At 47.4% G+C, this 6,505-nt stretch carries 7 protein-coding genes; 1 reads left to right on the top strand and 6 read right to left on the bottom strand.

Annotated elements, in window-relative coordinates; all coding sequences use genetic code 11:
- Positions 1–169: 169 nt before the first annotated feature.
- The 6 genes from U9P07_00170 to yedE form a co-directional block, all read right to left on the bottom strand.
- Positions 170–1,348, bottom strand: a complete 1,179-nt coding sequence (locus tag U9P07_00170) for a porin (GenBank protein MEA2107823.1) — start codon at positions 1,346–1,348, stop codon at positions 170–172.
- Positions 1,349–1,429: 81 nt separating this feature from the next.
- Positions 1,430–1,657, bottom strand: a complete 228-nt coding sequence (locus tag U9P07_00165; protein MEA2107822.1) for a hypothetical protein — start codon at positions 1,655–1,657, stop codon at positions 1,430–1,432.
- Between the two features lie 3 nt (positions 1,658–1,660).
- Entirely contained in the window at positions 1,661–2,524 is an 864-nt protein-coding gene (locus U9P07_00160; protein MEA2107821.1) for an NAD(P)H-hydrate dehydratase, read from the bottom strand.
- Positions 2,512–3,069, bottom strand: a complete 558-nt coding sequence (locus U9P07_00155; protein MEA2107820.1) for a DUF3343 domain-containing protein — start codon at positions 3,067–3,069, stop codon at positions 2,512–2,514. The genes U9P07_00160 and U9P07_00155 overlap by 13 nt, the downstream gene beginning before the upstream one ends.
- Positions 3,070–3,071: 2 nt before the next feature.
- Complete coding sequence (locus tag U9P07_00150; GenBank protein MEA2107819.1) at positions 3,072–3,290, bottom strand: sulfurtransferase TusA family protein; 219 nt, start codon at positions 3,288–3,290, stop codon at positions 3,072–3,074.
- A 15-nt stretch (positions 3,291–3,305) separates the two neighbouring features.
- A complete protein-coding gene (yedE, locus tag U9P07_00145) occupies positions 3,306–4,397 on the bottom strand; it encodes a YedE family putative selenium transporter (protein ID MEA2107818.1) in 1,092 nt (363 codons plus the stop codon).
- A 394-nt stretch (positions 4,398–4,791) separates the two neighbouring features.
- Here yedE and U9P07_00140 point away from each other — a divergent pair.
- On the top strand, positions 4,792–6,505 hold a 1,714-nt coding region (locus tag U9P07_00140; protein ID MEA2107817.1), incomplete at its 3' end, for a cache domain-containing protein.

Raw genomic sequence — 6,505 nt, 5'->3', positions numbered from 1 at the left:
AACCTTTGCCTGACGGCAAAGAACCCGTGAAGCACTTAGCCTTGCATAAGTTTCTTCATCGGAACCTTTGCCTGACGGCAAAGAACCCGTGAAGCACTTAACAATTTCTTGTTTTTTTCACCCCTCAGGGGGGTACTGAAAAAAGTGACAGACTTTCAGGAACAAGGTACTAAAATCCTGCGGCAATCTGAACGCTGATGATGGTTCGATCTTCGAGCAGGCTGTCAGTGATCTCATCATCTTGATCGACAAAAGTTGCTTCCAGGGTCAGCTTGTTAGCCGCACCTTTAATATAATAGTTGAGGCCAAAAGTGTAGATAGAGGTGTTGTCGTCGCCGCTTTCATCAGAACTGATCATCTGGTAATGGGCAAACGGCTGCAGGTTGCCGATCCCAAGTTTGTCACCGAAAAAATAGCCGGCTTTTACCGAGATCAGGTCACCATCATCGCCGGAGCCAAAATGGGTCCAGGCAACCCCGTTGGGGCAATGCGAAATGTCAATATAAGAAGCGGCAAAAGTCAGATTGTCACCGTTGGCCAGCGGTTGATCGTAATGAAGGTCAACGGTCCAGGCAGAATAATCATCCTCCACGCCTCCCAGCACCAGATCTTTCTGGTAATCAGCTCCAACCCCGAGGGCAAGCACCCGTTTGGTACCAATATAGGTGCCGGCATTGAACCATTTGGTTTCCGGGTCAAAGAAATTGTAGCTCAGGCGGCCGGCAAAACGCATGGTATCATCAGGATTTTTGGCGCGGCTCTCTTCGCCGTCGCCAACCATAAAGCGATACTGCAACTTATCGTCAAGAATATTACCCCACAGGGTAACTGCGTCATCGCGACCGATATTGCTGGGGTAGAAAATGTTGCTGCGCAGGCCACCCTGACCCCAGTCAAGCTCCGTGGTCAGCAATGATTTTGTTGAGGTGGTGCCGTAATTGCGAGTGAAGGGGATGTACATGCGACCGGCCTGAACCATAAGGTCATTACCTAACAGTTTATAGGTGATCCAGCCGTCCCGCAGGGCGATTCCCGAGCCCAGTCCTTTGCCGGAATCATTGTTAATCTCATCCATCCCGAGTTTGTCGCCGGCAAAGTGGAGGAAAAAGCTGAGCTCGGGGGTTACCGTGCCTTTGAGGTAAAAATAGCTGCGACGGACCAGAAAATCATTGAGGTCATCATCGAATTCACCGTCGCCATTAGTGTCCATGTCGGAAACATGCTGATACCAGACCTGCCCCCACCAGCCGGCATTTAAGGATATGTCACCTTTTTGATAAATTTCCAGGGACCATGCCATTCTGGGAAGAAACAGTAAAACTGCCAAGCAAACAATAATTTTTTTCATCGTTGGTTCTCCTTTTCACTATAAATTGTAAGAAATTGAGCGATTTATTGCTTACGGTCAGCCGTGATAAAGCAGGGGCATTTACCTTGACTGCTTATCAGCAACAATTTCCAAATCAGACAATAGACTTTCCAATTCAAGATCAAACTTTTCTGAAACCACTTGAATGGTCTCAAAAAGAGCCTCGCAACATAGACAAACACCTGTCTTTTCATCAAATTTTTTGAAGACTTTTTCGGTTTCCCGATAACGTGTAATGATATCTATAACGGTCATTTCAGGGTGAATGTGATTTTCTTTTTTTGACATCTCTTAACCTCTTTTTTCAAGGACTTCCAATAACGCTTTCGGTATCTGGTGAATGATTTCCGCGACCTGGCTTGCCGGTGTGGGCTTGGCGTAATGACCCGCCAGCCGGTTTGTCTTCATTGCCACCACTGCCGCCTCTTTGATTGCCATGCCCGAATCCATCAGGGCCGAGACCAGACCCGTCAGAGTATCACCGGTACCTCCCATAGCTTCAAGGGCCTCCTCCACAGGATTGTCAACGGTTTCCAGTATACCTTCCCGATTGGCCAGGTAATCCTGCGATCCTTTGACCAGGAGAAAACGGGCGGCATTATTGTGGCTGTATGCACGGGAAATAAGATCAGGCACACAGTTTTCATCATGGAGGATAAAACCACGGGTATAAAAGGGGTGGGGCGCTTTTTCATCCGCCAGAAAGGCCAACTCACCGATATCAGGGGTAAAAAGATCATACTGTGAGGCCTTGCCGCTCATTTTGGCGGCATACATGAATCCGGCATCAGCTATTAACGTTGGCCTTTCTTTCATTTCATCTATGGCTAGCTGCAGGTGTTCGTGCCAGTCAACTATTGGCTGCAGATAGTGAAACGTAAGGGTTTGAAAGTTAGATTGCGGCAACTGCCCGGTTAAATATTTATAAAGGTGTCGGCTTCCCTTTCCCCGGCCGATATCTCCAACCAGATATCCACAAGGCGCCGGCTGTCCTAACGTTTCCGCGGTTTTGATCGCGGCTGCCATCAGGGCCGTGGTCCCACGATTGACGGATACGCCTTCATCACCAATGCGGATGTGGTTGTTTTCGAGGCTTATTTTACCGGATATCAGGGGAAATCCTTCAGAGGGAACTGTTCCTGCTATGGCGAGCATTGGCGTTGGACCTCCTCAAAGGCTAACTGCAGGGCATATCCACAGAGAGTATGGCCTATTTCACGGGGGCTGGGGGAACTGGTGAGCGTTTGACCTACCATTTCATAAGCCAGATAGGGAACGTCGGGGCAGCCGCCGCCGGAAACATTGACAATATTTCCGCTTGCTTTCTCAACAGTCAGTTTCATATTAGCCGCCCGGACCATGAGATGCCCACCAAAGTCCTTGATCTGAAAGAGATCCACCGGTTGCAGAAGGGGGCTGGTTACGGGAACCATGTCCAGAGGGGGAATTCCTTTTTCTTCAAGAGTCCTGAAAATGTTCAGTTCCTCTATGAGGGGAAACTCAATGATCAGATCACACCCACTTTGAATTTCAGGCGGCGGTCCCATAACCCGGATTTCCCACCCTTCTTTTTTCAGGATATTTTCCGCCTGGATAACCTCACTGGTATGTTCAAACACCATGATCCCGCGATCGGCATTTCCATTATCACCCGGCGTGCCCTGCTTTTGTTTATCCCTGGAAAAACTAAAAAGAGACACTCTTAATCCTTGCTTATGGTAATCTTGTACTCGCCGGCTGTTTCACTGACATCGGTTACTTTCCAGTCCTGACTGGTGGCGGCACGCGAGACATTTTCCTTTGATGTTTCCGTATCTACGATAATCTCGATCTCGCTTGTTTTTCCGGATTTTATCTCATCGATGGTCATCAAAACGGGCTGAGGGCAGGAAAGGCCCCGGGCATCGACTTTTGTGCTCATATTTTTCTCCTTAATTTAAGCAATTCTTTTTCTCATCGTAAATCCGATAAACAGACAAACAATCAGGCCAATGATGACTGCCGGAATACCATAAGGTCCCACACCTTTCGGGGAACTGGCCAGACCGAAATTATGGGCGAATCCCGCCCCGACGATCATTCCCAGTACAAAAATGGCGGCATCCCCATCTCCCTCTCCGGACAGGAAAAGCTGACGTCCGGGGCAACCACCAGCAAGAGCAAAAGCCAGACCGGACAGAACCATTCCCGCAAAGTTCCAGATATGCATTGTATGGGCAACCGGCTGTCCCTTAAATCCCGGGTGAAACTGTCCGACGATGAGGTTGGTGACAAAAGCGGCAACGACGAGAGCAATGAAACCTGAAAGGAGATGATTTTGACGAAAGAGTATGAAGTCCCGCCAGGCCCCCATAGTGCAAAACCGGCTTCGCTGGGCCAGAAATCCTATAGTAAGGCCGATTCCCAGAGATATAAGAAGGGGGGCGTGCATGGCGCCAGGACCTTTCAGGCTGTAAAAAAGGACCCCGCTTCGGCTTTGACCTTCAATTTGCGGGAAGGCAATAAGAAGCGCCAGAAAGCCAAGCATTATAAGTGGTAGCATCCATCCCGCCGCCGCATGAGTAGCCTGGGTACGTCCCAGATTGTAACCTTTTCTGAGAAAAAGAGTTCCGATCCAGATACCGACAATTAATCCCAACAGACCGAGAATTGCGTTTCCATCACCGCCCGCAAGGCGCAATGCCGCCCGCCAGGGACATCCTAAAAAGACCAGGGCACCAATCATGGCAAAGACTCCCAGCACAAATCGCACAATAGGCGCTGATCCAAGACGGGGACGATATTCCTTGAATAAATATGCAGAAATGAATGCCCCCATAACGAAGCCGATAATTTCCGGTCGTATGTATTGAACAACTCCCGCGCGGTGTAACCCGAGAGCCCCGGCAATATCCCTTTCAAAACAGGCCACACAGATGCCCATATTTCCGGGATTTCCCCACTTCTGTAAGAGGGCCGCAAAAACACCGATAAACAAACCTACGCCAATAATCCCCCACCGGGTGGCAAAAATATTTTTAAACCTCATATCAGATACTCCTTCCTGATGAATTACCGCTCTCCAAGTTATTTTTCACAGTATATATATCGTCATATACTATAAGTCAAATTGGTTATAATTATAAATTATGGTTGTCTTATAGAGATTATTTATGGCATCTGGCACGCATGAATAGATATTTGATGAATATTACCATTCAACCCCTTCAGTTTTCTTCATCCTGGTCGAATAGAAACATTAAACTATTTGTAATTGTTCAGCGTAATATCTTATTCACCACAGAACCCAGAGTTCACAGAGAAAGACCCTAATCAGCTCAGCTCTGTGCTCTCTAGTAAGCGTTAGCGAACGGGTGGTTTAAATAAATTTGAAAAACACTGAGCAGTTACAACTATTTTTAATTTTTAGCGGAAAAAAACTTGTGAATAGAACTAAAACCATTGGCCGCCTGGTCTCATCATTCATGGTCCTCTTGATTTTCCTGGCCATTGGCAGCCTTGGCTACCTGCTGATCAGTGAAAAGTACGATCGTTTTCACCAGGAGATGGACACCTTTCAGGAAAATTTCACTGCCAGCCAAAAAACCGAGCTGAAAAACGAAGTAAATCAGACCATTGAATATATTGATCACCATCTGTCGCAGATTGAAACCCTAGCCCGCCAGGAGCTGAGACAGCGGGTTGATGAAGCCCTGCAGATTGCCACCACAATTCAGCAAAAATATAAAAATCAGTGGAATGATACCGAAATCCGACAGTTGATCAAGAGCACCCTGGGAGCTATCAGATTTGATCACGGCCGAGGATATTACTATATTCTCGATGCCGATGGAGTTTTCCAGCTGAATCCAAACCTGCCTACAATTGAAGGCCTCAGTCTCAATGACCTGAAGAATAATGGTGGACCCGATTTAATGACCAGGTTCAAAGAAATCACTTCAGACAGCGGTGAGGGATTCAACACCTATTGTTTCCACAAACCCGGACAGCCAGACCCAGACAATAAATCTCCGAAAATCACTTTTATCAAACGCTTTGCACCGTACAACTGGTATTTTGGTACCGGGGTGTACCTGGATAACTTGGAAGAAACTATTCAAAATCAGGTGAATGACTACCTGAATATCCATCGTTTTGGCCGCAACAATCAGAATTACGTCTTCGTGATTAAACTCCTTGACCTCAAGGGGGGCAAAAATTTCGGCATCATGTATGCCAATGCCAGCCGCCCGGATCTCCTCGGCAAATATCTTTCCGATGATCTCGTCGATTCCAAGGGAAAACTCTTTCTCCAGGAAGTTCTCCTTGGTTTAAGGAAGAAAGGTCAGTGTTATGTGAGCTACTGGTATAAAAACATCGGCAATAGCCTGCAGGAACAGCTGAAAACCACCTTTTTCAAACTGGATAAAAAGGCCGGTTTAATTGTTGCCGCCGGTGCCTACCATCCCGACATGGAGGCAATCATTGCCGGTTATCGCAGTAAACTGGGAAAAAACGTCACCAGAGATGTGCGTAACATTATCCTGGTTCTGCTCCTGATCTTCATGGCGCTACTGCTTATTGTCCGCTTCATGAGTAATAAAATCAGCCATGAGTTTACGGTTTTTACCAATTTTTTTGCCAAGGCGGCCCAGGAGAACAAGCAGATTGATAATAGCGCTCTTTCTCTGAATGAGTTCCAGGAGCTGGCGACAACCGTAAACCAGATGATAGGCAAACGGCAACTGGTGGAACAATCTTTCCACGACAGCGAGGAAAAATTCCGCGCTCTGGCGTTTAACAGCCCGACAGCCATTTTTATTCATCAACAAGGTACCTTTGTCTATGCCAACCCGGCCGCAATTGAAATCAGTGGTTATCCGCTTGACCAACTCCTGCAAATGAATTTCTGGGAACTGGTCCACCCGGACATGCGGGAACAGGTAAAAAACTTTGGTCAACAGCGGGAAGCTGGAGCAGATATCCCCCAACGCTACGAAATGAAAATTATTACCAGGCAGGGAGAGATTAAATGGCTTGATTTCAATGCCGCCACCATAGATTTCGAAGGAAAACCGGCAATCATGGGCAATGTCATTGATATGACCGACCGCAAAAATAGTGAACGGGACTTGCTGACGGAAAAAGAGCGGCTGG

The organism is Pseudomonadota bacterium (assembly GCA_034660915.1).
GTDB lineage: Bacteria > Desulfobacterota > Anaeroferrophillalia > Anaeroferrophillales > Anaeroferrophillaceae > DQWO01.
Note: the sequence above shows the minus strand (reverse complement) of the source record. Positions and strands in the feature narration are given on the sequence as shown.

What these genes read in the sequence shown, in the direction of transcription:
- U9P07_00150 (MEA2107819.1), bottom strand. Translation starts at nt 3,290, where the DNA reads ATGAGCACAAAAGTCGATGCCCGGGGCCTTTCCTGCCCTCAGCCCGTT.
- U9P07_00160 (MEA2107821.1), bottom strand. Translation starts at nt 2,524, where the DNA reads ATGCTCGCCATAGCAGGAACAGTTCCCTCTGAAGGATTTCCCCTGATA.
- U9P07_00170 (MEA2107823.1), bottom strand. Translation starts at nt 1,348, where the DNA reads ATGAAAAAAATTATTGTTTGCTTGGCAGTTTTACTGTTTCTTCCCAGA.
- U9P07_00165 (MEA2107822.1), bottom strand. Translation starts at nt 1,657, where the DNA reads ATGTCAAAAAAAGAAAATCACATTCACCCTGAAATGACCGTTATAGAT.
- yedE (MEA2107818.1), bottom strand. Translation starts at nt 4,397, where the DNA reads ATGAGGTTTAAAAATATTTTTGCCACCCGGTGGGGGATTATTGGCGTA.